The sequence below is a fragment of the Streptomyces sp. NPDC057002 genome, from assembly GCF_042673825.1.
Lineage (GTDB): Bacteria > Actinomycetota > Actinomycetes > Streptomycetales > Streptomycetaceae > Streptomyces.
Map to the genome: position 1 here is coordinate 565,221 of NZ_JBHURZ010000001.1, position 25,087 is coordinate 590,307.

A 25,087-nucleotide genomic window follows, 5' to 3' on the forward strand; every position below is an offset into this window, starting at 1 on the left:
GGAACTGCGCGACCAGCCACAAGCCGCCGGTCAGCCGGACGATTGAGCACGCAACACGGCGATCTGCCGAGCCACCCGCGGCCCAAGAACGGAAAGCACGAGCAACACACCGGTCACGACGATCTGCGACTGCGCCGAGACATCCTGAAGGCTCATCACGTTCTGCAACGCGCCGAGCAGAAACACCCCGGCGATCGCACCACCCAACGTGCCCTTGCCACCGTCGAAGTCGATCCCGCCGAGCAACACCGCGGCCACCACCGACAGTTCGAGCCCCGTCGCGTTGTCGTAGCGCGCGCTGGCGTAGTGCAGGGCCCAGAAGACGCCGGTCAGCGAGGCCATCAACCCGGTCAGCGTGAACAGGAGCAGCTTCTGCCGCTTGACGCGGATGCCCGCGAACCGTGCCGCCTCCTCACTCGCCCCGATCGCGAACAACGACCGCCCGAACGGCGTGGCGTGCAGCGCGACCACGGCGATGGCGAGCAGGACGAGGAACGGCAGGAAGGCGTACGGGATGAACGTGTCGCCGAGGCGCCCGGCCGCGAAGTCCAGGTAGGGGGTCGGGAAGTCGGTCACCGCGTCCGAACCGAGCACGATCTGGGCGATGCCCCGGTAGGCGGCGAGCGTACCGATCGTGACGGCGAGGGACGGCAGGCCCAGCCTGGTCACCAGGAGCCCGTTGATCAGACCGCACACCACACCGAGCAAGAGGCAGATGGGAATGATCGTCTCGATCGTCATGCCCTGGTTCCACAGCGCACCCATCACGGCACCCGAGAGGCCGGCGGTCGATGCGACCGAGAGATCGATCTCGCCCGAGACGACCAGCAGTGTCATCGGCAGGGCGATCAACGCGATCGGAAGGGTGTTTCCGATCAGGAACGACAGGTTGAGAGCGTTGCCGAAGCCATCGACCGTGGTGAAGGACAGCAGGAGCACGACGATCAGAAGGGCGCCGACCACCGTGTCCCAGCGAACGGCGCGCGCGAGCGACGAGTCAGCCATGGCGGGCGTTCCTCTTCTTCAGGGCGTTGGCCACGCGCAGCGCGACCACACGGTCCACGGCGATGGCGAGGATGAGCAGGATGCCGTTGATGGCGAGCACCCACACGGAGCTGACGCCGAGGGCGGGCAGGACGCTGTTGATGGACGTCAGCAGCAGCGCGCCGAGCGCGGCACCGTAGACGCTGCCGGAGCCGCCCGTGAAGACGACGCCGCCGACCACGACCGCGCTGACGACGGTGAGTTCGTAGCCGTTGCCGGTGCCTGAGTCGACGTTGCCGAACCGGGCCAGGTACAGGGCGCCCGCGAGACCGGCGAGCGCACCGCAGAAGGTGTACGCGGCCAGGATCCGCTTGCGCACCGGGATGCCGGCGAGGCGGGCTGCCTCCGGGTTGGAGCCGAGGGCGTACAGTTCGCGGCCGCTGCCGAAGTGCCTGAGGTAGTACGCGGTCGCCACCAGCACGGCGAGTGCGATCAGCGCCAGCCACGGCACCGCCCAGATGCCGCCGGAGCCGAAGTCGACGAAGCCGTCCGGGAGGTCGGCCGCGGTGATCTGGCGGGAGCCGACCCAGATGGAGTCGATGCCGCGGATGATGTAGAGCGTGCCGAGGGTGACGACGAGCGCGGGCACCTGGCCCAGGCTGACGAGCAGCCCGTTGAGCAGCCCGAAGCCGATGCCGAGCAGGACGGCCAGCACGATTGCCACGACCGGGTTGCCCCCGCCCTGGAGATACGTGCCGGCTGCGAACGCGCTGATGCCGAGTGTGGATCCGACGGACAGGTCGACGTTCCTCGTGATGACCACCAGGGACTGGCCCGTGGCGACCAGCACCAGGATCGTCGCGTTCAGCAGCAGGTCCTTGATGCCCTGCTCGGACAGGAACTCGCTGTTGCCGGCCTGGGTGACGGCGATCATCACCAGGAACACGACCAGGATGGCGAGTTCGCGCATCTTGAAGACCCGGTCGACCAGCCGTGTGCCGCTCGACTTGGGCACATCGGCCACGGGGGCCTCTCGGGGAGTGACGACCGTCATGCGGCGGCCCTCCCGGTGGCTGCGGCCATCACGGTTTCCTCGGTGGCGTCGGAGCGCGGGATCTCGGCGGTGAGGCGGCCCTCGTGCATCACCAGCACGCGGTCGGCCATGCCGAGGATCTCGGGCAGGTCGGAGGAGATCATCAGGACGGCCACACCGTCGGCGGCGAGCTGGGACAGCAGCCGGTGCACCTCGGCCTTGGTGCCGACGTCGATGCCCCTGGTCGGCTCGTCGACGATCAGCACCCTGGGGCCGGTGGCCAGCCACTTGGCGAGCACGACCTTCTGCTGGTTGCCGCCGGACAGGGTGTTGACGGTGTCGGCGATCCGGGCGTACTTCACCTGGAGCTTGACGGCCCAGTCGAGGGACCTGCTGCGCTCGGCGCCGCGGTCCATCAGTCCCGCCTTGACGGTCGTACGGAGCCCGGTGAGGCCGATGTTCCGCTCGATGGACATGTCCATCACCAGGCCCTGGGCGCGCCGGTCCTCGGGGACCAGGGCGAGTCCGGCGGACATCGCGGTGGAGGGGGCGCCGTTGACGAGTGCCTTGCCCTGTACGGAGACCTCGCCCGCGTCCCAGCGGTCGATGCCGAACACGGCCCGGGCGACCTCCGTACGCCCGGCGCCGACGAGCCCGGCGAGGCCGACGATCTCGCCGTGCCGCACCTCGAAGGAGACGTCGGTGAACACGCCCTCGCGGGTCAGGCGGCGGACGCTCAGGGCGACCTCGCCCGGCGTCACGTCCTGCTTGGGGTACAGCTCCTCCAGGTCGCGGCCGACCATGCGGCGCACGAGGTCGTCCTCGGTCATGCCGTCCAGGGGCTCGCTGGCGATCCAGGCGCCGTCGCGCAGGGTGGTGACCCGCCGGCAGATCTCGAAGATCTCCTCCAGCCGGTGGGAGATGAACAGCACGGCGGCGCCCTGGTCGCGCAGGGTGCGTACGACGCCGAAGAGGCGGGCGACCTCGCTGCCGGTGAGGGCGGCGGTCGGCTCGTCCATGATCAGGACGCGGGCGTCGAAGGAGAGGGCCTTGGCGATCTCGACGATCTGCTGGTCGGCGATGGACAGACCGCGGGCGGGCCGGTCGGGGTCGAGTTCGACGCCGAGGCGCTCCATGAGGGCGGCGGTCGCGTTGCGCGTGGCCTTGTGGTCGATCCGGCCGAAGGCGCGCTTGGGCCTGCGGCCCATGTAGATGTTCTCGGCGATCGACAGGTCGGGGAAGAGCGTGGGCTCCTGGTAGATCACGGCGATGCCGGCGTCGCGGGCGTCGCCGGGGCCGTTGAAGACGACGGGCGCACCGTCGAGCAGCACCTGGCCGGCGTCCGGCCGGTGCACTCCGGCGAGTGCCTTGATGAGGGTGGACTTGCCGGCGCCGTTCTCGCCGGCGAGGGCGTGCACCTCCCCGGGGAACAGCTCCAGGGAGACGTCCCGCAGTGCGCGGACCGCGCCGAAGGACTTGGACACGTCCCTCAGTGCCAGAACCGGGGCCGGACCCGTGGTGGACGGGTGGGTCATGAGGGCTCCTCGACGACGCCGGCGGGAGGCCCTCTCGGCGTCGTGAAAGGTTTCAACTGGATTGCCGGGACGTTAGGCGGGCCGCGCATGTCACGTCAATGGGTACCGGTCGAAAATATTTCGAGGACAGAAGGTCACGCACCGGTCACGGGAAACCGTGTGGGCCGGAGGGGTTGACACCCCTTCGGGGGGCCCATAGCTTCGCGTCCTGAATCGTTTCATTCAGTGGTCGTTACGACCCGATGCCACAGGAGCCTTGACGTGACCGAGCTCGCCGCGGCGAAGACCGCTCTCAAGACCCAGGCCGTCGAGACGCCGTCGTGGGCGTACGGGAACTCGGGCACCCGGTTCAAGGTGTTCGCGCAGGCGGGCGTGCCGCGTGATCCGTACGAGAAGCTGGACGACGCGGCGAAGGTGCACGAGTTCACGGGGGTCGCCCCGACGGTGGCCCTGCACATCCCGTGGGACAAGGTCGACGACTACGCGGCGCTGGCGAAACACGCGGAGCGGCGTGGTGTGCGGCTCGGCGCGATCAATTCCAACACCTTCCAGGACGACGACTACAAGCTCGGGAGCATCTGTCATCCGGACGCAGCGGTGCGGCGGAAGGCCGTGGATCACCTGCTGGAGTGCGTCGACATCATGGATGCGACGGGATCGACGGATCTGAAGCTGTGGTTCGCCGACGGGACGAACTATCCCGGGCAGGACGACATCCGGGGGCGGCAGGACCGGCTGGCCGAGGGGCTCGCGGAGGTCTATGAGCGGCTGGGCGAGGGGCAGCGGATGCTGCTGGAGTACAAGTTCTTCGAGCCGGCGTTCTACTCGACGGATGTCCCGGACTGGGGGACGGCGTACGCCCACTGTCTGAAGCTCGGGCCGAAGGCGCAGGTCGTGGTCGACACGGGGCATCACGCGCCGGGGACCAATATCGAGTTCATCGTGGCGACGCTGTTGCGTGAGGGGAAGCTCGGGGGGTTCGACTTCAACTCGCGGTTCTATGCGGATGACGACCTGATGGTGGGGGCGGCGGATCCGTTCCAGTTGTTCCGGATCATGTACGAGGTGATTCGGGGTGGGGGGTTCGTGCCTGGGATCGCGTTCATGCTCGATCAGTGTCACAACATCGAGGCGAAGATTCCGGCGATCATTCGGTCGGTGATGAATGTGCAGGAAGCGACGGCCAAGGCCTTGCTCGTCGATGGCGACGCGTTGAGTGCGGCGCAGCGGGCGGGGGATGTGCTGGAGGCGAACGCCGTGGTGATGGATGCGTACAACACGGATGTGCGGCCGTTGCTGCGGGAGGTGCGGGAGGAGTTGGGGTTGGATCCTGAGCCTGTTTCGGCGTACCGGCGTTCGGGGTGGGCGGAGAAGATCGTTGCCGAGCGGGTTGGTGGGGAGCAGGCCGGTTGGGGAGCGTGAGCGTCTGCCGGGTTCTGTTTGATTCGGGCTGCGGGCCGGTTGTGGCTGGTCGCGCAGTTCCCCGCGCCCCTGAGTGAGTCACCCGCCGTCCCTTGAGAGGAATACGTATTCATGGCTACCCATCCCGAAGCTGCCGCTCTGCTCGCTCGTTCGCATCGGCTCGGGGCCGATCCCCGCAACACCAACTACGCGGGAGGCAACGCCTCCGCCAAGGGCACTGAGACCGATCCCGTCACCGGGGGTGATGTGGAGTTGATGTGGGTCAAGGGGTCCGGTGGGGATCTCGGGACGTTGACCGAGGGCGGGCTGGCCGTGTTGCGGCTGGATCGGATGCGGGCGCTCGTCGATGTGTATCCGGGGGTGGAGCGCGAGGACGAGATGGTCGCCGCGTTCGACTACTGCCTGCACGGGAAGGGCGGGGCGGCTCCCTCGATCGACACCGCCATGCACGGCCTGGTCGAGGCCGCTCATGTCGATCATCTGCATCCTGATTCCGGGATCGCGCTCGCCTGTGCCGCCGACGGGGAGAAGCTGACCGCCGAGTGTTTCGGGGACAGTGTGGTGTGGGTGCCCTGGCGACGGCCCGGGTTCCAGCTGGGGCTGGACATCGCCGCCGTGAAGGAGGCCAATCCGCAGGCCATCGGGTGCATTCTCGGCGGGCACGGGATCACCGCCTGGGGTGACACCTCCGAGGAGTGCGAGCGGAACTCGCTGCACATCATCCGGACCGCCGAGAAGTTCCTGGCCGAGCGGGGGAAGGACGAGCCCTTCGGGCCGGTGATCGAGGGGTATGCCGCGCTGAGTGCCGGTGAGCGCCGGGAGCGGGCCGCCGCGCTCGCGCCGTATGTACGCGCCCTCGCTTCCCAGGACCGGCCTCAGGTCGGGCACTTCAACGACTCCGAGGTCGTTCTCGACTTCCTCGCCAGCGCCGAGCATCCGCGGCTGGCCGCGCTGGGCACCTCCTGTCCGGACCACTTCCTGCGGACCAAGGTCCGGCCGCTCGTCCTCGACCTGCCTCCGTCCTCGACGCTCGACGAGGCCGTCGCCCGGCTCAAGGAGCTGCACGCCGAGTACCGCGAGGAGTACGCCGCCTACTACCGGCGGCACGCCCTGCCCGACTCCCCCGCCATGCGCGGCGCCGACCCGGCGATCGTGCTGGTGCCCGGTGTGGGCATGTTCTCGTTCGGCAAGGACAAGCAGACCGCCCGGGTGGCCGGGGAGTTCTACGTCAACGCCATCAATGTGATGCGCGGGGCGGAGGCTGTCTCCGCGTACGCGCCCATCGAGGAGTCGGAGAAGTTCCGTATCGAGTACTGGGCGCTGGAGGAGGCCAAGCTTCAGCGGATGCCGAAGCCCAAGGCACTGGCCACGCGGGTCGCGCTCGTCACCGGTGCCGGCAGTGGGATCGGGAAGGCCATCGCGCACCGGCTCGTGGCCGAGGGGGCGTGTGTGGTCGTCGCGGACCTCAACGGCGAGAACGCGCAGGCCGTCGCCGAGGAGCTGGGCGGGGCCGACAAGGCCGTCGCCGTGACGGTCGACGTCACGTCCGAGGAGCAGATCGCCGAGGCGTTCCGGGCGGCTGTGCTGGCCTTCGGCGGAGTCGACCTCGTCGTCAACAACGCGGGGATCTCCATCTCCAAGCCGCTGCTGGAGACCTCCGCCAAGGACTGGGACCTCCAGCACGACATCATGGCGCGCGGGTCCTTCCTGGTGTCGCGGGAGGCGGCGCGGGTGATGATCGCGCAGGGGCTCGGGGGCGACATCGTCTACATCGCCTCGAAGAACGCCGTGTTCGCCGGGCCCAACAACATCGCCTACTCGGCCACCAAGGCCGACCAGGCCCACCAGGTGCGGCTGCTCGCCGCCGAGCTGGGCGAGCACGGCGTCCGGGTCAACGGGATCAACCCGGACGGTGTCGTGCGCGGCTCCGGGATCTTCGCCGGAGGGTGGGGGGCCAAGCGGGCCGCCGTGTACGGGGTCGAGGAGGAGAAGCTCGGTGAGTTCTACGCGCAGCGGACCATCCTCAAGCGCGAGGTGCTGCCCGAGCATGTCGCGGGCGCCGTCTTCGCCCTGACCGGCGGGGACCTGACCCACACCACTGGGCTGCACATCCCGGTCGACGCCGGCGTCGCGGCCGCCTTCCTGCGATGAGCGCGGCCGTGAAGTCGTACGCCGCGGTCGACCTCGGCGCGTCCAGCGGGCGCGTCATGGTCGGCCGTGTCGGCTCGGACTCGCTGGAGCTGAGCGAGGCCCACCGCTTCCCGAACCGGCCGGTGCGGGTGCCCGAGGGGCTGCGCTGGGACGTGCTCGGGCTCTACGCGGGCGTGCTGGACGGGCTGCGGGCGGCCGGGCGGGTCGACTCCGTCGGCATCGACAGCTGGGCCGTGGACTACGGCCTGCTGGATTCCGACGGGGCGCTGCTCGGCAACCCGGTGCACTACCGCGACAGCCGTACCGAGGCCGTCGCGGAGAAGGTGTGGGCGACCGTGCCCGCCGAGGAGCTGTACGCGGCGACGGGGCTTCAGTACGCGCCCTTCAACACCCTGTACCAGCTGACCGCCGCCCGTTCCACGGCCCAGCTCGACCGGGCCCGGCGGCTGTTGCTGATGCCGGATCTGCTGACGTACTGGCTGACCGGTGAGCAGGGCACGGAGCTGACCAACGCCTCGACGACCCAGCTGATCGATCCGCGCACCCGGGACTGGGCGTACGGGGTCGCGGAGCGGCTGGGCATCGATCTCGGGCTGTTCGCGCCGCTGCGGCAGCCAGGGGACGCCGCGGGAGTGCTCCTGCCTGAGGTGCTGGAGGAGACCGGGCTGACCGGTCCCGTGCCGGTGACGGCCGTCGGGTCGCACGACACCGCGTCGGCGGTCGCCGCCGTGCCGGCGTCGGGCGAGCGGTTCGCGTACATCTGCACCGGCACCTGGTCCCTGGCCGGTCTGGAGCTGGACGCGCCGGTGCTGACCGAGGAGAGCCGGGCGGCCAACTTCACCAACGAGCTGGGGCTGGACGGCACGGTCCGGTATCTGCGCAACATCATGGGGCTGTGGCTGCTCCAGGAGTGCGTGCGGGCCTGGGGCGAGACGGATCTGGGGGCGCTGCTGCTGGACGCCTCCAAGGTGCCCGCGCTGCGGTCGGTCGTCGATGCCGGTGACGCGGCGTTTCTCGCGCCGGGGCGGATGCCCGAGCGGATCGCCGAGGCGTGCCGGGCCTCGGGGCAGCCCGTGCCCGAGTCGCCGGCCGAGGTGACGCGCTGCATCCTCGACTCTCTCGCCCTCGCGCATCGCAAGGCCGTGCGGGACGCCCAGCGGCTCGCCGGGCATCCGGTCGACGTGGTGCATGTGGTGGGAGGGGGTACGCGCAACGCGTTGCTGTGCCAGCTGACCGCCGACGCCTGCGGGCTGCCGGTGGTCGCCGGGCCGACGGAGGCCGCCGCCCTGGGCAATGTGCTGGTGCAGGCGCGGGCGCACGGTCTGGTCGGTGACCTGGACGGGACGCGGCGGCTGCTCGTCCGGACGCAGCCGCTCACGCGGTACGAGCCGCGCGGCGGGACCGAGCGGTGGCGCGCCGCGCAGGACCGGCTCGCCGGGGACTGACGGGGTCTCCCCCGGGTCTTGTCCCCGCACTACGCTTCACTCATCCGATGATCGACCACAAGGAGCCGCGATGCGTGTCGCCCTGTTCCTGACCTGCGTCAACGACACGCTGTATCCGGACACCGGGCGCGCCGTGGTGAAACTGCTGACCAGACTGGGCGTCGACGTCGACTTCCCGATGGCGCAGACCTGCTGCGGGCAGGCGCACTACAACACCGGATACCGTCACGAGGCCGAGCCGCTCGCCCGGCATTTCTCCGATGTCTTCGGGGAGTACGAGGCGATCGTGACGCCGTCCGGGTCGTGCGGGGCGATGGTGCGCGAGCTGTATCCGCGGATGGGCGAGCGGGCCCGGGCCGAGGGACGTGGGGACACCCTCGCGGCCACCCTGGCGCCGGTGGTGCCGAAGACGTACGAACTCACGGAGTTCCTGGTGGATGTGCTGGGCGTGACGGACGTCGGGGCGTACTACCCGCACAAGGTGACGTACCACCCGACCTGTCACGGGCTGCGCGGACTCGGGCTCGGCGACCGGCCGCGGCGGCTGCTCCAGGCAGTGAAGGGTCTGGAGCTGGCCGAGCTGCCGGGGGCCGACGAATGCTGCGGGTTCGGCGGCACCTTCGCGCTGAAGAACTCCGATGTCTCGGCGGCGATGGGCGCCGACAAGGTATGCAACGCCGAGTCGACGGGCGCCGAGGTGCTGTGCGCGGCCGACAACTCCTGTCTGATGCACCTCGGCGGGACGATGACCCGGCTGCGGACCGGCATGCGGCCGGTGCACCTCGCGGAGATCCTGGCGAGCACGGAGGAGGAACCGGCCCTATGAGCGGGACGTATCTCGGCATGCCGGCGTTTCCGGAGGCCGCGCGGGAGGCCGTGGGCAACGAGACCCTGCGCGGCAATCTGCGGCACGCCACGCACACCATCCGCGCCAAGCGGGCGAAGGCCGTGACGGAGGTGTCCGACTGGGCCGAGCTGCGCGAGGCGGGCAAGCGGATCAAGGACCACACGCTGCGCCATCTCGACCGCTATCTGGAGCAGTTGGAGGAGTCGGTCACTGCGGCCGGCGGCATCGTCCACTGGGCGGCCGACGCCGACGAGGCCAACGAGATCGTGACCCAGCTCGTGAAGATGACGGGCGAGTCGGAGGTCGTCAAGGTCAAGTCGATGGCCACGCAGGAGATCGGTCTCAACGAGGCGCTGGAGGCCGAGGGCATCCGCGCCTACGAGACCGATCTCGCCGAGCTGATCGTGCAGTTGGGCAAGGACCGGCCGTCGCACATCCTCGTCCCGGCCATCCACCGCAACCGGGGCGAGATCCGGGACATCTTCCGCTCCGAGATGAGCGAGTGGGGCCGCGCGGCCCCCGAGGGCCTCACCGACACGCCCGCCGAACTCGCCGAGGCGGCCCGGCTGCATCTTCGGGAGAAGTTCCTGCGCGCCAAGGTCGGCATCTCCGGCGCCAACTTCATGGTCGCCGAGACAGGCACCCTGGTGGTCGTGGAGTCGGAGGGCAACGGCCGGATGTGCCTGACCCTGCCCGAGACGCTGATCTCGGTCGTCGGCATCGAGAAGATCGTGCCGACATGGCGGGACCTGGAGGTGTTCCTGCAGACCCTCCCCCGCTCCTCCACGGCCGAGCGCATGAACCCCTACACCTCGACGTGGACCGGCACGACGGACCAGGACGGGCCCGGCACGTTCCACCTCGTGCTGCTGGACAACGGCCGCACCGACACCCTCGCCGACGAGGTCGGCCGGCAGGCGCTGCGCTGCATCCGCTGCTCGGCGTGTCTCAACGTCTGCCCGGTGTACGAGCGGGCCGGCGGCCACGCCTACGGCTCGGTGTACCCGGGTCCGATCGGCGCGATCCTCAGCCCTCAACTGCGGGGCACGGCCAGCGAGATCGATGCCTCGCTGCCCTACGCGTCCTCGCTGTGCGGGGCGTGCTACGAGGTGTGCCCGGTCGCCATCGACATCCCCGAGGTGCTGGTGCATCTGCGGGAACGGGTCGTGGAGGGCGGTGAGGTCACCCGCGAGGGCAACAAGGTGGTGCTGCGTCCGGCGAAGGGGCATGCCGCCGAGCGTGCGGCCATGCGGGCGGCCCGCTGGGCGTTCACGCACCCGGGCGCGCTGCGCACCGGCCAGCGCGCCGCCTCCCGGACCCGCCGTTTCCATCCCCGTACGCTGCCGGGGCCGGGCCGGGCCTGGAGCGGTACCCGGGATCTGCCGCCGGTGCCCGCCGAGCCGTTCCGGGACTGGTGGCAGCGCACGCGTGGTGGGAAGGACGGTGCCAAGTGAACAGCAGGGAGCGGATCCTCGGTCGGGTGCGGCGCGCGCTGGCGGACGTGCCCCGGGACGACGGTCCGTACGAGCAGGCGGTTCCTCGTGACTACGTGCGCGAGCACGGGGACCGGAGTGCCGAGCAGACCGTCGAGCTGCTGGCCGAGAATCTGGCGGACTACCGCGCGATCGTGCACCGCACGGACGCCGAGGGGCTGGCCGGGCTGCTCGCGGGGCTGCTCGACAAGCGCGGGTCGGCTTCGGTGCTGGTGCCGCCCGGGCTGGACTCGGCGTGGCTGGAGCGGACCGGGGTGACGCGGGTGGCGGACCGGGCGGAGAGCACTCCGGGCGAACTCGACCGGGTGGACAGTGTCGTGACGGCCTGTGCGGTCGCGATCGCGGAGACCGGCACCATCGTGCTGGACGGCTCGCCCGACCAGGGCCGGCGCCGGATCACCCTCGTCCCGGACCACCACATCTGCGTCGTGCGCGTCCCCGGGCAGGTCGTGTCGTCGGTGCCGCAGGGCCTCGAACGGCTCGACCCGGCACGGCCGTTGACCTGGATCTCCGGGCCGTCGGCGACCAGTGACATCGAGCTGGACCGGGTCGAGGGGGTGCACGGTCCGCGCACGCTGGAGGTGATCCTGGTGACCGGGGACGGGCCCGGGGCTCAGGGCAGGATCGAGTCGACGTAGCCGCCGTCGACGCGCAGGGCACCGCCCGTGGTCGCCGAGGCCTGGTCGGAGCCCAGGTAGACGACCATGTTCGCGATCTCCTCCGGCTCCATCAGCCGCTGGAGCAGGGACTGCGGCCGGTGCTGTCGCATGAAGGCGCGCTGGGCCTCGTCCCAGGGCAGGTCGCGGTCGACGAGCTGGTAGACGAAGTCCTCGACGCCGCCGGTGTGGGTCGGCCCGGCGATGACGGAGTTCACCGTGACGCCGGTGCCGGCCGCCTGCTTGGCGAAGCCCCGGCTCACCGCGAGCAGGGCGGTCTTCGACATGCCGTAGTGGATCATCTCGGCGGGGACGACGACCGCCGAGTCGCTGGCGATGTACTGCACCCGGCCCCAGCCGCGTCCGGTCATACCGGGCAGGACGAGCCGGGTGAGGCGTACGGCGGCCAGCACGTTCACCTCGAAGTAGCGCCGCCACTCGTCGTCGCTGATCTGCAGGGGGTCGGCGGACTCGAAGACGCCGAGGTTGTTGACGAGGATGTCCACCTGCCCCAGGGCGTCCACCGCCTGCCCCGCGCCCTCTTCGGTCGTCACATCGGCGGCCACGGGCACCAGGTCGGCGCCGGGGACCTCGCCCCGCATCCGGTCCACGGCCTCCCGCACCCGCCCGGGCGAGCGGCCGTTGACACCCACCCTGGCGCCCGCCCGGGCCAGGCCCGAGGCGATCGCGGCGCCGATGCCCTGCGTGGAGCCGGTCACCAGCGCGGTGCGGCCCTTCAGATCGATCTGCATGCCGGGTCAACCCTTTCGGTGCTGGTGTGATCGGGTACCCCCGGGGTGTCGCTGAGTACACCCCCCGATACGGGTTCTGCGGCCAGTGTGGTCACGTCACCTTCTCCGTAGCGTCGAGGACGAGACACAGGGCGTGTCGGACGGAGGGGGACGACGATGGTGCGCACCGGTGCACGAAAGGACCAGGACCCGGGGCCCGCGGCCGAGGCGCTGCGGCTGGTCAAGGTCACCAAGACGTACGGGAGCGCCGACAGCGCCGTGACCGCCCTGGACGATGTGACGCTCGGTCTGGGGCGTGGCACGTTCACGGCGGTGATGGGGCCGTCCGGTTCCGGCAAGTCGACGCTGTTGCAGTGTGCTGCGGGGCTCGACCGGCCCGACAGCGGGATCGTGCAGGTCGACGGCACGGAGCTGACGGGCGGCGGCGAGGCCGAGCTGACGAGGTTCCGGCGTGGCCGGATCGGGTTCGTGTTCCAGCAGTACAACCTGCTGGAGACGCTGACCGTCGCTCAGAACACGGTGCTGCCGCTGAAGCTGGCCGGGCGGCGGGTGAACCGGCAGCGGGTCCGCGACGTACTGACCGCGGTGGGACTGGGTGACCGGCTCGGACACCGGCCCGATCAGTTGTCGGGCGGTCAGCGCCAGCGGGTCGCGATCGCCCGGGCGCTCGTCACCGAACCGCGGGTGATCTTCGCGGACGAGCCGACGGGCGCGCTGGACACGCGCAGCGCGCGGGACGTGCTGCGACTGCTCCGGCAGGCGGTGCGGGTGCACGGCCGGACCGTGGTGATGGTGACGCACGACCCGGTCGCCGCCTCGTACGCCGACACCGTGCTGTTCCTGGCGGACGGCCGGCTCGCGGGCCGGATGGACGCGCCGACGGCCGACGCGGTCGCGGAGCGGCTGGCGCACCTGGGCGACGACGTGCGGACGGGGGTGTGAGCCGTGTTCGTCCTCGCGATGCGGTCGATACGGCAGCGGCCCGGGCGGTTTCTCGCGACCCTGCTGTCCGCGTTCCTCGGCGCGGCGATCGTCATGACGTTCAACTCGATGCACGACACGGCCGGGCAGCCGGGCGTGGACTCGGTGAGCAAGGAGACCCTGTCCACCGCGGCGGGCGTGGTCGGCGGCTACGGCAGCCTGCTGGTGTTCTTCGCGATCGCCTCGACGCTGACGGTGAACGTGCGTCAGCGGGCCGCCGAGATGGAGCTGTTGCGCTGCTCGGGGGCGACTCCGGCGCAGCTCAAGCGGATGGTCGTGGGTGAGGCGCTGGCCGTGGCCCTGGTGGGCGCCGCGCTGGCGATCGGCCCGGCGCTGCTCGGCGGCCGGGCGCTGCTGGAGGTGTTCCGGGACAGCGGTCAGGTGGCCCGGTCCGTCGAGCACTCCTTCGGTCCGGTGGCGTCGGCGTCCGGTATCGGCGTCACGCTGCTCGCCGCGGTGGGGGCCGCGTTCCTCGCCGTGCGGCGTGCGACGGGTAGGAGCCGGCGGCGGGGCCGGGCGCGGACGGTCCTCGCCTACGCGGCTCTGGTGGCCGGTGCCGCGTCGGCGACCTCGACGTTCGTGTTCTCGGCGACGGACGCCGCGCTGATGGCGCCGCCGACGTACGGGGCGATCCTGCTGTCCGTCGGGTGCGCGCTGCGGGCGCCGCGGCTGCTGGCGGCTGTGCTGGACCGGCTGCCGCTGAGCGGCGCGAGCGGCTGGCTTGCGGTGCGCAATCTGCGCGAGCGGGCCGGGCAGCTCGCCGGGATCCTGATGTCGCTGATCCTGTTCACGGCGGTCGCCACGGCGACGCTGACCATGCAGGTGGTGGAGAGCGATGCCATCGAGGCCTCGGGGGCGGTGAAGTCGGTCGACGCGAAGACCCTCGAGACGCTCAACTTCACGGTCGTCGGGATCATCGTGGTCTTCGTGTGCGTCATGCTGGTCAACTCGCTTTACGCGGCGACCAGTTACCGGATCCGGGAGTTCGGGCAGCAGCGCCTCGCGGGGGCCACTCCGGGGCAGGTGCTCGGGCTCGTGGGGGCCGAAGGGCTGATCCTGATGGCCACCGGGGTGTTCTTCGGCACGCTGGCGGCGCTGGCGGGGGTCGTCCCCTTCACGGTGGTGCGCACGGACGAGGTGGTGCCGGGCGAGTTCTTCGGCATCGGCGTGGCGGTCGTCGCGGTCGCGGCGGTGGTGACGCCGGGCACGAGCCTGGCCACGGCCCGGCGGACGCTGCACACTCCGGCTGTCGGGGCGGTCGCGGTGGCGTGACGACCAGGACGGTTACGAGGGGGCCGCTTTCGGCGGTCGCGGGGGTGGGGCGGTCGCTTCGGCGGTCACGGGGACGGTCGCTTTCGGCGGCCGTCCCTTCACCGCATGGCGGACGCGTCCAGCAGCGTGGTCACGGTCGCCGTGGTCAGGCCGTCCAGGGTCTCGATTCCGGCCCCTGCCCGGGCGCCGGCCCCGTCGAAGACCAGCATCAGCTGCCGGGCGAGCAGCTCCGCGTCCCGCGCGCCGCCCTCCTCGGCCTGTGCGCGGAAGAAGCCCAGCAGCCGCTCCTTCGCCCCGCGGGCGACCGCACTCGCCGGGTGCCCGGGATCCTTGAGCTCGACCAGCGCGGCGAGATAGGGGCAGCCCTGGTAGGCGGGTTCGGCGGAGGCCTTCTCCAGCCGGTCGAAGACATGCAGTATCCGCTCGCGCGGAGTGCCGGTCTCCTCCTGCGGGCCGGGCACCAGCCGTGCCTCGTACTCCGGGAGCCGCCGGGCCAGGCTCGCCGCCAGAACCTCGTCCTTGCTCGCGAAGAGCTGGTACATGGACCGCTTCGAGACCCCGGCGCTCCGGCACAGCGCCTCCACACCGACGGAGACGCCCTCGCGGTAGAAGATCTCGGCCGCCGCGTCGAGCAGCCGCTCCCGGGTGGACGCCTTGTCTGTGGTGGCCATAGAGGTGAGGCTACCTCGCCCCGGAGAGCGGGGAAACCGATCGGTCTACCACCTTCCGGTACCCGGAACCCCCGTGACATCCTGGCTGAACAAGCGCTTAGATAGTCCACTGACCATCGCCGCCGTCCTGGAGGCCCCGTTGTTCACATCCGTCGACGACGTCTCCGCACGTCTGGCCGGGACCGGGTATCTCGCCTCGCCCGCCGTCGCCACGACCGTCTTCCTCGCCGACCGTCTGGGCAAGCCGCTGCTGGTCGAGGGCCCGGCCGGGGTCGGCAAGACGGAGCTCGCCAAGGCCGTCGCCGAGGTCGCGGACGCACGGCTCGTGCGCCTCCAGTGCTACGAGGGGGTCGACGAGTCCCGGGCGCTGTACGAGTGGAACCACGCCAAGCAGCTCCTGCGCATCAGCGCGGGCCGCGACGAGTCGTGGGACGAGACGCGCACGGACATCTTCAGCGAGGAGTTCCTGCTCACCCGGCCGCTGCTCACGGCCATCCGGGGTGACGACCCGAAGGTGCTGCTGATCGACGAGACCGACAAGGCGGACGTCGAGGTGGAGGGCCTGCTCCTGGAGGTGCTCAGCGACTTCCAGGTGACCGTGCCCGAGCTGGGCACCATCTCGGCGACGCGCCGCCCCTTCGTCGTCCTGACCTCCAACGCGAGCCGGGAGCTGTCCGAGGCGCTGCGCCGCCGTTGCCTCTTCCTCCACATCGGCTTCCCGGACGAGGAGTTGGAGCGCCGGATCGTACGGCTGAAGGTGCCGGGGCTCGACGAGGCGCTGGCCCGCTCGGTCGTCCGGGTGGTGGGCGCGCTGCGGGCGATGGATCTGCGCAAGGTGCCGTCGGTCGCCGAGACCATCGACTGGGCGCGCACACTGCTCGCGCTGGGCGCCGGCACTCTGGACGAGACGGTCGTGCGGGCCACCCTGGGCGTGCTCCTCAAGCATCAGGAGGACGTCCTCAAGGCGAGCGCCAAGCTCGACCTGGACGCGCTGTGACCACCCCGACGGGCCCGGGCGTCGCGGAACGGCTGACGTCCCTGGTCGGGGCGCTGCGCGCGCACGGCATCCGGATCGGCACCGGGGAGACGGTCGACGCGGGGCAGGCGATCGAGGCGCTCGGTCTCACGGACCGGGAGCTGCTGCGCGAGGGGCTGGCGGCGACGCTGCTGCACGGCACCGGGCAACGGCAGGTGTTCGACCCGGTCTTCGACCTGTACTTCCCGCGCGGCGTCGGCGGCCCGGAGCAGAAGGCCGCCGGACGGGACGATCTGCGCGACCGGCTGGCAGCGGCACTCGCCGCCGACGACCAGGCGATGCTGGGCCGGCTTGCGGTCGAGGCGGTCGACGGTTTCGGGGGCTACGGCTCCTCGCCGGAGTCGGACGGCTGGTCGTCGTACCAGGCGCTCGAACGGCTGCGCCCGCAGACCCTGCTCGCCCGGGTCCGCGACAACGTGCGTGGGCAGGGCGGCGGTTCGGGCTTCGCCGACCGGCTGCTGGAGGACGAGATCCGGCGACGCATCGACGGTTTCCGCGCGTTGGTGGCCACGGAGGCGCGGCGTCGGGTCGCCGAGCGGCGGGACCGGGACGAGATCGCCCGGCGGGCGGTGGCCCCGACCGCCGACCAGGTGGACTTCCTGTTCGCCGGGAAGGCCCGGCTGGCGGAGCTGCGCAGGGCGGTCCAGCCGCTCGCCCGCAAGCTCGCGACCCGGCTCGCGGCCCGGCGCCGCCGCGCCTCCCGGGGCACGATCGATCTGCGGCGGACCCTGCGCGGTTCGCTGTCGACGGGCGGGGTGCCGATGAAGCCGGTGCTGCGCCGGCGCCGCCCGGCCCGCCCCGAACTGGTGCTGCTGTGCGATGTGTCGGGGTCGGTGTCCGGGTTCTCGGACTTCACGATGCTGCTGGTCCAGGCGCTGCACGACCAGTTCAGCAAGGTGCGGGTGTTCGCCTTCGTCAACCGGATCGACGAGGTGACCGCGCTCCTGAGGCACGGCACCGCGGACCCGGAGGGGCTCAGCGTCCGCATCGGGGCGGAGGCCACCCTCACCGGATGGCACGACAGCAGCGACTACGGGACGGCGCTGGGCGAGTTCGCCGAGATCTACGGCGACGCGGTCGGTCCGCGCACGACCGTGTTCGTCCTCGGTGACGCCCGGACGAACCGGAGCGACCCGAATCTGCCCGCCGTACGGCGGATCGCCGGACGGGCGCGCCGCGTCTACTGGCTGAACCCCGAGCAGCGCTCCCTGTGGGGCACGGGCGATTCCGTCGCGCCGCTCTATGCCGAGCTGGTCGAGATGCACGAGTGCCGCAATGTCGGACAGCTCAGCGCGCTGGTGGCACGGCTGCTGCCGGTGTGACCCAGGGCGTGATCAGGCGACGGCGAGCTGCGGGTAGAGAGCGGCGGGGTCGGCCGCAAGACCGGCCTTGACCTGCCGGGAGATGTCATCGGCCAGGACCTCGTAGGCGTCCGACGCGACCCCGTCGAGGGCCTGGGCCGCGACACTCTCCGCCGTGGACTTCGGAGCGTCGACGGCGGCGGTCAGATCGGTGTCGACATACCCGACGTGCAGGCCGGTGACCTCGATGCCCCGCGGCTTCAGATCGAGTCGCAGCGAGTTGGTCTGGGACCAGAAGGCGGCCTTGGACGCGCTGTAGGAGCCGGCGAGGCCGATCCACGACAGCACGGAGTGCAGGTTGAGGATGTGGCCGCCGCCGTTGCGCTCGATGACGGGGACGAAGGCCCGGGTCACCAGGAGCGGCCCGTAGAAGTTGGTCTCGAACTCCCGGCGGACGTCCTCGACGGGCGAGTCGAGGAAGTTCGCATTCACCGACGCGCCCGCGTTGTTGATCAGCAGGGTGACGTCCCGCGCCCGCTCGGCCGCAGCTGTGACGGACGCGGGGTCGGTGACCTCCAGCGCGAGCGGCACGGCGTCGGGGTGCGTGACGGTGCGCGGGTCGCGGGCGGTGGCGTACACCTTCTCGGCACCCCGCTCGTACAGGGCCTCGACCAGGGCCCGGCCGATGCCGCGGCTGCCGCCGGTGACCAGCGCGACGGAACCTTCGATGGCGGTCATAGGGGTCTCCCTCGTGTTCTCCACACGGGAAACCGATCGGTTTCCCACGGAGGGAAGCGTAAACCGATCGGTTTCCGAAGAGCAAGAGGGCGCTACTTCTTCGCGAACTCCCTCGCCGACTGCCCCTGGAAGTCGTAGACCACGACCTGCTCGTCGCCCACCACCCAGGCGTCGTGACCGGGCGTGCAGACGAAGACGTCGCCGGGGCCGACCTCGCTCTCACCGCCGTCGTCCATGCGAATGTGCATGCGACCCTGGAGCATGTAGGCGTTGTGGTGCATCTGACAGCTGGCGGTGCCCGCGATCGGGGCCACGGACTCGGACCAGCGCCAGCCGGGCTCGAAGGTCGCCACGGCGAAGTCGAGTTCCGTCATATGGACGGCTTCGAGGTGACCGCGGGGAAAATCACGCCGCTCGTCCGGCTTGTCGAGCGTCTTCACTTCCAACATGACGCGCTCCCTTCCGACCGCGGCGCACCGCGGCCGGGGGCCGGTCTCCCCGGCGGCCCTGGACACCGCCGTCGGCGGCCGGCCTCCTACCCCTCAATCGTCCGCCCGTCCATCCGGGGCCGCCACCGAAGAACGCCCGATCAGACCTCGTTTCCGCAGAGCTCGGCGAAGCGTCCGGCGTCGATGTTGCCGCCGGAGAGGATGACGCCCACGCGCTGCGGGAGAGGACCCGCGCGGCCGGTCAGCAGGGCGGCGAGCGGGGTGGCACCGCTCGGCTCGAGGACGATCTTCAGGCGTTCGAAGGCGAACCGCATCGCGTCCCGGATCTCGTCGTCGGTGACCAGCGCGATCTCGTCGACGAGCCGCCGGTTGACGGAGAAGGTGAGTTCGCCCGGTGTGTACAGGGCCTGTCCGTCGGCGATCGTGTGCGGCACCGGGATGCTGATCCGCCGTCCGGCCTCCAGCGAACGCTTGGTGTCGTCCCCGGCCTCCGGTTCGACGCCGATCATGCGGATGTCCGGGTGCAGCCCCTTGGCCACCGTGGCACTCCCGGCCATGAGCCCGCCGCCACCGACCGGTGTCACGATCGCCCCCAACTCCCCCGTCTCTTCGAGGAGTTCGAGGGCGGCCGTGCCCTGGCCGGCCATCACATGCGGGTGCTCGTACGGCGGGATGAGGGTGAGACCCCGTTCGGCGGCCAGGGCCTCGGCGATGGCCACGCGGTCGCCGGTGTAGCGGTCGTAGGTGACGATCTCGGCGCCGTAGCCGGCGGTGGCCGCCCGCTTGGAGGGCGGGGCGTCCTCCGGCATGACGATCACGGCGGTGGTTCCGAGCTCACGGGCGGCCAGGGCGACGGCCTGGGCGTGATTGCCGGAGGAGTAGGCGGCGATGCCCCGCGACAGCTGCTCTGGGGTGAGGCGGGAGGCGGCGTTGTAGGCGCCGCGGAACTTGAAGGCGCCGACGCGCTGATAGTTCTCGCACTTGAGGTGGATCTCGGCACCGGCGAGTGCGTCAAGCGTGCGGGAACGCAGCACCGGGGTGCGGTGGGCGACGCCCTTGAGCCGGGCGGCGGCGTCCCGGACGTCGTCGAGGGTGACCGGTGGGGTGGTGGTCGTCACGCGGGTCCTCCGGTGGCAGTGTCGTGGGCGGCCCGGGCCTGGGAGAGGTAGTTGTAGGCGGAGGCGCGGGAGATCCCGAGCCGGGCGGCGACCTGTTCAACGGCGCCCCGCACGGCGAAGACGCCGCGTGTGTCCAGCCCGCCGAACAGCTCCAGGCGCTCCGCGCGGTCCAGTTCCGCCCAGCTCCCCCGCTGCTTCGACTGGTGGACGTCCACGAGGGCGTCGACCACGGCGTCGATGTCGTTGCCGAAGGTGGTGGTCGGCAGCTCCGCCGGCTCGGGGCGGATTCCGGCGAGCGCGCCGAGCAGGCCGTGGACCTGGGTGACGGCGCTGACGTCCACGTTGACGCAGAGCGCGCCGAACACGGCCCCCGTGGAATCCCGCAGCACCATCGTGGAGGACTTCACCAGCGTCCCGTTCCGGGTGCGGGTCACGTAGTTCAGCTCGTCGGCCGCCTCGTCACCCCCGGCGAGCACGCGCATGCCGATCTCGCTCATCGCGCCGCCCACCGTCCGCCCGGTCACCGATCCGGCGACGGCGACCACCGACTTCTCCGGGTTCCGGTAGTCGTGCAGCACGACTTCGCAGACCGGCCCGAAGGTCGCGGCGATTCCTTCGACGACCGGTGTCAGCGCGGCGAGGATCGCATCCCGTTCCGCGGTCAGAGTCTCTCGCATGGATTTAGACTACGTGTCCAATGCCTGGATTTCCAGTCCAGATCTCCTGCTTCAACAATTGGCAATGGTTTTCACATGACTTCGGCCGGAACCCGCTTTTGACATTCATTCCCATCTAGCGTGGCGCTGCCAAGTACCCAGTGCACGTCCGTCATGGAGGAGCCATGTCCCTGTCCACGTCCCGCCGCCTGGCGCTGCTGACCAGCGCGTCACTGGCCCTTCTCGCGGGCTGCGGCAGCTCGTCGGACTCCACCGGCGGCCAGAGCACACCGGGCCGCGTCGCGGTGGTCGCCTCCACCGACGTCTACGGCGACATCGTGCGGCGCGTGGGGGGCGACAGAGTCGACGTCACCTCGATCATCAGCGACCCCGACCAGGACCCGCACTCCTACGAGGCCGACCCCCAGAACCAGCTGGCGCTGTCCAAGGCCGAGGTCGTCGTGGAGAACGGCGGCGGTTACGACGACTTCGTCGGCCGCATGCTGAAGGGCGGCCACAACGACTCCGCCCGGGTGATCGACGCGGTCAAGGTCTCCGGCAAGACCGCGCCGAAGGGCGGCGAGCTGAACGAGCACGTCTGGTACGACTTCCCCACCGTCGCCAAGGTCGCCGACCGTACAGCCGCGGCCCTCACCGAGGCCGACCCGTCCGACGCGGCCGTCTTCGAGAAGAACGCCGCCGCCTTCAAGGCCGGGCTCAGGCCACTGGAGGCGAAGGAGGCCCGGATCAGGAAGGCGCACGGCGGTGCGGGCGTGGCGATCACCGAGCCCGTGCCGCTGTACATGACCGAGGCGAGCGGCCTGGTCAACCGGACGCCCGCGGAGTTCAGCGAGGCGATCGAGGAGGGTGACGACGTCTCCCCGCGGATCCTCCGGGAGAACCTGGCGCTGTTCAGCGGCAGGAAGGTCGAGGCCCTCGTCTACAACGAGCAGACCACCGGCCCGCAGACCGAGAAGACCGAGGCGGCGGCCAAGGCGGCCGGCATTCCCGTCGTGCCCGTGACCGAGACCCTGCCTCAGGGCAAGGACTACCTCGGCTGGATGACCGCCAATGTCGACGCGCTCGCGAGCGCACTGGCCAAGTGACCCCGATATCCCGGCAGGGCGGCGTTCCTGTCATCAGTCTGCGCGGCGCGGCCCTGTCGTACGGTGCCCGCGAGGTGTGGAGCGGCCTCGATCTCGACGTACGGGCCGGGGAGTTCCTGGCCGTGCTGGGGCCGAACGGTGCGGGCAAGACCAGTTTCGTACGGGCGCTGCTGGGCCGCCGGCCGCTGTCCGCCGGGACGCTGACCGTCCTCGGCCGCCCCGCCCGCGACGCCGCCCGGGACGTCGGCTACGTCCCGCAGCAGGCCGCGCTGTCCGCGCAGGCCATGCTGCGCGCCCGGGACCTCGTACGGTTCGGCATCGACGGGCACCGCTTCGGGCCACGGCTGCGCACCGGCGGGGTCCGTCGCCGGGTGGACGAGATCCTCGAGGCGGTCGGGGCGTCGTCCTACGCCGATGTGCCGCTCGGGATGCTGTCGGGCGGCGAACGGCAACGCGTCCGCATCGGGCAGGCCCTGGCCACCGACCCGCGGATCCTGCTGTGCGACGAGCCGCTGCTGTCGCTCGACCTGAACCACCAGCGGGCCGTCACCGAACTGATCGACGCCCGGCGCCGCTCCCACGGCACGGCGGTGGTCTTCGTGACGCACGAGATCAACCCGGTGCTGGGAATGGTCGACCGGGTGCTGTACCTGGCCCCCGGCGGCCACCGCGTCGGCACCCCGGACGAGGTGCTGACCTCCGAGTCGCTGTCCAGGCTGTACGGCACGCAGGTCGACGTCGTGCGGGTGCGCGGCCGGGTGGTGGTCGCGGGCGCGCCCGACGAACCGGCCGCACCGGCACACCATCCCGAGCCGTCGGACGAGACGGACGGAGTACGCGCATGACGCTCGCGGCCGGGATCTGGCACCAGATCTTCGACTTCACCGACTACGGCGAACTCCTCGCCCTGGTCCGCAACTCCCTCCTCGCGGGCGTGGCGCTGGGGCTCGTGGGCGGGCTGGCCGGGGTGTTCGTGCTGATGCGGGACCTGCCGTTCGCGGTGCACGGCATCAGCGAACTGTCCTTCGCGGGCGCCTCGGCGGCGCTGCTGCTGGGCGTGAACATCGTGGCGGGGTCGATCGCCGGCTCGCTCCTGGCGGCCGGCGTCATCGGGGTGCTGGGGACACGGGCCCGCGACCGCAACTCGGTGATCGGCATCATCATGCCGTTCGGGCTGGGCCTGGGCGTGCTCTTCCTGGCCCTCTACCAGGGCCGGGCGGCCAACAAGTTCGGGCTGCTCACCGGGCAGATCGTGGCCGTGGACACCCCGCAGATGTCGTGGCTGCTGGGCACGTCCGTGCTGGTGCTGGCCGCTCTGGCGGTCATGTGGCGTCCGCTCGCCTTCGCCAGCACCGATCCGGACGTGGCAGAGGCGCGCGGGGTGCCGGTGCGGGCGCTGTCCTTCGCGTTCATGCTGGTGCTCGGCCTCGCGGTCGCCCTGTCGGTGCAGGTCGTCGGCGCGCTGCTGGTGCTCAGCCTGGTCGTCACCCCGGCCGCTGCCGCCGCCCGGGTCACCGCGTCGCCGGTGCTGCTGCCCGTGCTGAGCGTGCTGTTCGCCGTGGCCTCGATCGAGGGCGGCATCCTGCTCGCGCTGGGCAGCAGCATCCCCATCAGCCCCTACGTCACGACGATCTCGTTCGGCGTCTACGCGGTGTGCCGGGTGGCCGGTCGCCGGATCAGCGTTCGAAGACCACTCGCCCGTCGAACACGGTGAGATCCACCCGCACTTCGGTGATCTCGTGCGGGTCGAGGCCCAGCAGGGGCCGGTCCAGGACGCACAGGTCGGCGGCCCGGCCCGGTTCGACGGTGCCTTTGAAGTCGTCGGCGAAGTCCTGCCAGGCGGCGGTGGCCGTGTAGGCGCGCAGGGCGTCGGCGAGCGGCACGCACTGTTCGGGGCCGCTGGGCCGGCCGCTGGCCTTGGACTCCCGGAGCATCATCGAGGCCACGCCCTGCCGCCAGTCGGGCTCGGTGATCGGCGCGTCGGAGCTGGCGCAGACCCGTACCCCGGCGTCGAGCGCGGAGCGCACCGGCCACTGGTAGGCGGAGCGTTCGGGGCCCACGACCTCGTCCATCAGGTCGGAGATGGTCCATTTGATGGCGGGGTTCATATTGACGCCGTAGCCGTGTGCGGCGAGCTTGGCCAGGCTGCCGGGGCTGATGAAGTCGCCGTGGATGACGTAGTGGCGGGCGTCGGGGCGGGGCGCGGCGGTGTTCGCGGCGACGAAGGCGTCCACGACCGTGTCGATGGCCCGGTCGCCGGTGACGTGCACGCCGAGCTGGAAACCGGCTTCGTGGGCGACCCGGATCATCTCGCGCAGTTCGTCCGCCTGGAGGGCGGGGGTGTCGCCGTGCACACAGAGGGCGCCGTGACCGCCTTCCGGGTAGGGCTCGCTCATCCAGGCCGTGCGGTTGGGCGGTACGCCGTCGCCGAAGACCTTGACGCCGATGGCCCGCAGCAGCCGGGGGTCGGCCGACTCGGGCCGGCGCAGTTCTGCCAGGCCCTCGCGGACGTCGTCGGCGGAGCCTCCCATGGGGGCGGGCAGCAGCAGGACGCTGACCCGGGCCTGGAGTTCGCCGCTCGCCGCGAGTTCGGCGTACGCGGTCCAGTTGTCGGTGCTCAGGCCGCCGAACAGGGTTCCGGCGCCGCCGGGGCCGAGGCCCGGCTCGGTGTAGCTGGTGATGCCGCGTGTGTGCAGCTCGCTGATCACGCCCTGGATGGCCTGGCGGCGCTGGGCGACGGTGGGCGCGGGCAGTTCGGCCTGGACGAGCCGCCCGGCGGCCTCGCGCAGGATGCCGGTCGGCCGGCCGTCGGGGTCGTGGTCGATGACGCCGCCGGGCGGGGGCGCGGTGTCCGCGTCGATGCCGCAGCGGCGCAGCGCCTCGGAGTTGGCCCACACCATGTGCGAGGAGAAGTCGGTCAGACAGACCGGGTGGTGCGGCGCCACCGCGTCCAGGTCCCGGCGGTGCGGGAAACGGCCCGGATCGGCCAGGCACTCGGCGAGATAGCCGGGGTCCCAGCCCAGGCCGACGATCCACTCGCCGTCCGGGGCGTCCCGCACCGCCCGGCCCACGGCTTCGGCGATGTCCGCGAGGGAACTCACCGCCGGATGGCCGACGTCGATGGCAAAGGGCGGTTTCGTCATCCCGTAGGCGGCTCCGTGCAGATGCGAGTCGTTGATGCCCGGCAGCACGGTCCGGCCGCCCAGTTCGACGATCCGAGTGCCGGGTCCGGCCAGGGCGCGCATCTCCGCGTCGCTGCCCACGGCCAGGATGTCCCGGCCGCGCAGGGCCACGCCTTCGGCGACGGTGAAGTCCGCGTCGACGGTGAGGACCTGGCCGCCGGTCAGGACGAGGGTGGGAGCGGTGTCGCTCACGGGTGACCTCATTTCGGGTTCGGGTTCGGGTTCGGGTTCGGGTTCGGGTTCGGGTTCGGGGAGGGAC

Annotated in this window: 23 protein-coding genes; 13 read left to right on the plus strand and 10 right to left on the minus strand. The window is 71.1% G+C overall.

Going from position 1 to position 25,087, the window contains the following annotated elements; genetic code table 11:
* Window positions 1–30: 30 nt before the first annotated feature.
* The 3 genes from ACFT32_RS02590 to ACFT32_RS02600 are packed head-to-tail and all read right to left on the minus strand — an operon-like array spanning window position 31 to window position 3,552.
* Entirely contained in the window at window positions 31–1,005 is a 975-nt protein-coding gene (locus ACFT32_RS02590; RefSeq protein WP_382484932.1) for an ABC transporter permease, read from the minus strand.
* Window positions 998–2,038, minus strand: a complete 1,041-nt coding sequence (locus tag ACFT32_RS02595; protein WP_382484935.1) for an ABC transporter permease — start codon at window positions 2,036–2,038, stop codon at window positions 998–1,000. Before ACFT32_RS02595 ends, ACFT32_RS02590 begins: the two co-directional genes overlap by 8 nt.
* Window positions 2,035–3,552 (minus strand): sugar ABC transporter ATP-binding protein, encoded by a 1,518-nt coding sequence (locus ACFT32_RS02600; protein ID WP_382484938.1) that lies wholly within the window; start codon window positions 3,550–3,552, stop codon window positions 2,035–2,037. Before ACFT32_RS02600 ends, ACFT32_RS02595 begins: the two co-directional genes overlap by 4 nt.
* Before the next feature lie 261 nt (window positions 3,553–3,813).
* On the opposite strand from ACFT32_RS02600, the gene rhaI reads away from it, so the two are divergent.
* The 6 genes from rhaI (at window position 3,814) to ACFT32_RS02630 (ending at window position 11,548) form a co-directional block, all read left to right on the plus strand.
* Entirely contained in the window at window positions 3,814–4,974 is a 1,161-nt protein-coding gene (rhaI, locus tag ACFT32_RS02605; RefSeq protein ID WP_382484940.1) for an L-rhamnose isomerase, read from the plus strand.
* A 111-nt stretch (window positions 4,975–5,085) separates the two neighbouring features.
* A complete protein-coding gene (locus ACFT32_RS02610) occupies window positions 5,086–7,125 on the plus strand; it encodes a bifunctional aldolase/short-chain dehydrogenase (RefSeq protein WP_382484942.1) in 2,040 nt (679 codons plus the stop codon).
* On the plus strand, window positions 7,122–8,570 hold the full coding sequence (locus tag ACFT32_RS02615) for a rhamnulokinase family protein (RefSeq protein ID WP_382484945.1): 1,449 nt from the start codon (window positions 7,122–7,124) through the stop codon (window positions 8,568–8,570). Before ACFT32_RS02610 ends, ACFT32_RS02615 begins: the two co-directional genes overlap by 4 nt.
* A 70-nt stretch (window positions 8,571–8,640) precedes the next feature.
* The gene (locus tag ACFT32_RS02620) at window positions 8,641–9,396 is read left to right on the plus strand and encodes a (Fe-S)-binding protein (RefSeq protein WP_382484947.1); all 756 of its coding nucleotides are present in this window, start codon (window positions 8,641–8,643) and stop codon (window positions 9,394–9,396) included.
* Window positions 9,393–10,871, plus strand: a complete 1,479-nt coding sequence (locus ACFT32_RS02625) for a LutB/LldF family L-lactate oxidation iron-sulfur protein (RefSeq protein WP_382484950.1) — start codon at window positions 9,393–9,395, stop codon at window positions 10,869–10,871. Before ACFT32_RS02620 ends, ACFT32_RS02625 begins: the two co-directional genes overlap by 4 nt.
* Window positions 10,868–11,548 carry a lactate utilization protein C gene (locus tag ACFT32_RS02630; RefSeq protein ID WP_382484952.1) on the plus strand — a complete coding sequence of 227 codons (681 nt, stop codon included), beginning with the start codon at window positions 10,868–10,870 and terminating at the stop codon, window positions 11,546–11,548. The genes ACFT32_RS02625 and ACFT32_RS02630 overlap by 4 nt, the downstream gene beginning before the upstream one ends.
* On the opposite strand, the gene ACFT32_RS02635 is transcribed toward ACFT32_RS02630, so the two are convergent.
* A complete protein-coding gene (locus ACFT32_RS02635) occupies window positions 11,524–12,318 on the minus strand; it encodes an SDR family NAD(P)-dependent oxidoreductase (protein ID WP_382484954.1) in 795 nt (264 codons plus the stop codon). The genes ACFT32_RS02630 and ACFT32_RS02635 overlap by 25 nt on opposite strands.
* A gap of 156 nt (window positions 12,319–12,474) precedes the next feature.
* On the opposite strand from ACFT32_RS02635, the gene ACFT32_RS02640 reads away from it, so the two are divergent.
* The gene (locus ACFT32_RS02640) at window positions 12,475–13,260 is read left to right on the plus strand and encodes an ABC transporter ATP-binding protein (protein WP_382484956.1); all 786 of its coding nucleotides are present in this window, start codon (window positions 12,475–12,477) and stop codon (window positions 13,258–13,260) included.
* A gap of 3 nt (window positions 13,261–13,263) precedes the next feature.
* Window positions 13,264–14,571 (plus strand): FtsX-like permease family protein, encoded by a 1,308-nt coding sequence (locus tag ACFT32_RS02645; RefSeq protein WP_382484958.1) that lies wholly within the window; start codon window positions 13,264–13,266, stop codon window positions 14,569–14,571.
* A gap of 98 nt (window positions 14,572–14,669) precedes the next feature.
* On the opposite strand, the gene ACFT32_RS02650 is transcribed toward ACFT32_RS02645, so the two are convergent.
* Window positions 14,670–15,242 (minus strand): TetR/AcrR family transcriptional regulator, encoded by a 573-nt coding sequence (locus tag ACFT32_RS02650; protein ID WP_382484960.1) that lies wholly within the window; start codon window positions 15,240–15,242, stop codon window positions 14,670–14,672.
* A 139-nt stretch (window positions 15,243–15,381) separates the two neighbouring features.
* On the opposite strand from ACFT32_RS02650, the gene ACFT32_RS02655 reads away from it, so the two are divergent.
* Together ACFT32_RS02655 and ACFT32_RS02660 are read left to right on the plus strand one after the other, a co-directional pair.
* Window positions 15,382–16,239, plus strand: a complete 858-nt coding sequence (locus ACFT32_RS02655) for an AAA family ATPase (RefSeq protein WP_382487014.1) — start codon at window positions 15,382–15,384, stop codon at window positions 16,237–16,239.
* A complete protein-coding gene (locus tag ACFT32_RS02660; protein WP_382484962.1) occupies window positions 16,236–17,600 on the plus strand; it encodes a VWA domain-containing protein in 1,365 nt (454 codons plus the stop codon). The genes ACFT32_RS02655 and ACFT32_RS02660 overlap by 4 nt, the downstream gene beginning before the upstream one ends.
* Window positions 17,601–17,612: 12 nt before the next feature.
* Here the strand turns inward: ACFT32_RS02660 and ACFT32_RS02665 are convergent, their stop codons facing one another.
* The 4 genes from ACFT32_RS02665 to ACFT32_RS02680 all read right to left on the minus strand — a co-directional run bounded on the left by ACFT32_RS02665 (window position 17,613) and on the right by ACFT32_RS02680 (window position 20,561).
* Complete coding sequence (locus tag ACFT32_RS02665; RefSeq protein ID WP_382484964.1) at window positions 17,613–18,317, minus strand: SDR family oxidoreductase; 705 nt, start codon at window positions 18,315–18,317, stop codon at window positions 17,613–17,615.
* Window positions 18,318–18,409: 92 nt separating this feature from the next.
* Window positions 18,410–18,766, minus strand: coding sequence for a cupin domain-containing protein (locus ACFT32_RS02670; RefSeq protein WP_382484967.1), 357 nt, complete (start codon window positions 18,764–18,766; stop codon window positions 18,410–18,412).
* A gap of 140 nt (window positions 18,767–18,906) precedes the next feature.
* Entirely contained in the window at window positions 18,907–19,884 is a 978-nt protein-coding gene (locus tag ACFT32_RS02675; protein WP_382484969.1) for a pyridoxal-phosphate dependent enzyme, read from the minus strand.
* On the minus strand, window positions 19,881–20,561 hold the full coding sequence (locus ACFT32_RS02680) for a transcriptional regulator (RefSeq protein ID WP_382484971.1): 681 nt from the start codon (window positions 20,559–20,561) through the stop codon (window positions 19,881–19,883). Before ACFT32_RS02680 ends, ACFT32_RS02675 begins: the two co-directional genes overlap by 4 nt.
* Window positions 20,562–20,725: 164 nt before the next feature.
* On the opposite strand from ACFT32_RS02680, the gene ACFT32_RS02685 reads away from it, so the two are divergent.
* Genes ACFT32_RS02685 through ACFT32_RS02695 form a run of 3 tightly spaced genes read left to right on the plus strand, consistent with a single transcriptional unit; the run spans window position 20,726 to window position 23,360 of the window.
* Entirely contained in the window at window positions 20,726–21,646 is a 921-nt protein-coding gene (locus ACFT32_RS02685; RefSeq protein ID WP_382484973.1) for a metal ABC transporter solute-binding protein, Zn/Mn family, read from the plus strand.
* Entirely contained in the window at window positions 21,643–22,491 is an 849-nt protein-coding gene (locus ACFT32_RS02690) for a metal ABC transporter ATP-binding protein (RefSeq protein ID WP_382484974.1), read from the plus strand. Before ACFT32_RS02685 ends, ACFT32_RS02690 begins: the two co-directional genes overlap by 4 nt.
* A complete protein-coding gene (locus ACFT32_RS02695) occupies window positions 22,488–23,360 on the plus strand; it encodes a metal ABC transporter permease (RefSeq protein WP_382484976.1) in 873 nt (290 codons plus the stop codon). The genes ACFT32_RS02690 and ACFT32_RS02695 overlap by 4 nt, the downstream gene beginning before the upstream one ends.
* Here ACFT32_RS02695 and ACFT32_RS02700 read toward each other — a convergent pair.
* The gene (locus tag ACFT32_RS02700) at window positions 23,323–25,020 is read right to left on the minus strand and encodes an amidohydrolase (protein ID WP_382484978.1); all 1,698 of its coding nucleotides are present in this window, start codon (window positions 25,018–25,020) and stop codon (window positions 23,323–23,325) included. The two genes, ACFT32_RS02695 and ACFT32_RS02700, sit on opposite strands and share 38 nt — an antisense overlap.
* Between the last annotated feature and the right edge of the window lie 67 nt (window positions 25,021–25,087).